The following is a 668-nucleotide window of genomic DNA, read 5'->3' on the forward strand; positions in this document are numbered from 1 at the left end:
TTGACGTTAATCCGCCAAGCAACTGCTAGCTTTCTATGTTGAGAATCTCAATTCTCATGTATCCAAATTTTTAAAGAGCAATCTGATTAATATCAGTAGTAAGAAGCCTTAATAAAAAGCTGCTTAGTGCTGACATTCTAATATGGTCTTGAAATGGTGGAGCTATGCGGGATCGAACCGCAGACCTCCTGCGTGCAAGGCAGGCGCTCTCCCAGCTGAGCTATAGCCCCAAAACAAGACTGAACTGAGTTGGTAGGTCTGGGCAGACTTGAACTGCCGACCTCCCGCTTATCAGGCGAGCGCTCTAACCAGCTGAGCTACAGACCTACATCAGATCACAAAGATTTAGACAATTACGTGTGAGCACTTAGCCGAGATGGCTGAAGTATCGTTTAAGGAGGTGATCCAGCCCCAGGTTCCCCTAGGGCTACCTTGTTACGACTTCACCCCAGTCATGAATCACTCCGTGGTAAACGTCCTCCCGAGGGTTAGACTATCTACTTCTGGAGCAACCCACTCCCATGGTGTGACGGGCGGTGTGTACAAGGCCCGGGAACGTATTCACCGTGACATTCTGATTCACGATTACTAGCGATTCCGACTTCACGGAGTCGAGTTGCAGACTCCGATCCGGACTACGACCAGCTTTGTGGGATTAGCTCCACCTC

Annotated in this window: 2 tRNA genes and 1 rRNA gene; all 3 read right to left on the reverse strand. The window is 49.4% G+C overall.

What is annotated here, in order from left to right:
• Positions 1-154: 154 nt before the first annotated feature.
• Positions 155-230 (reverse strand) — tRNA-Ala (locus Q4551_RS16170).
• A gap of 20 nt (positions 231-250) precedes the next feature.
• Positions 251-327, reverse strand: a tRNA-Ile gene (locus tag Q4551_RS16175).
• Positions 328-393: 66 nt separating this feature from the next.
• Positions 394-668, reverse strand: a 16S ribosomal RNA gene (locus tag Q4551_RS16180); the annotation flags it as partial.

The sequence above is a fragment of the Oceanobacter sp. 5_MG-2023 genome, assembly GCF_030548165.1.
Lineage (GTDB): Bacteria > Pseudomonadota > Gammaproteobacteria > Pseudomonadales > Oceanobacteraceae > Oceanobacter.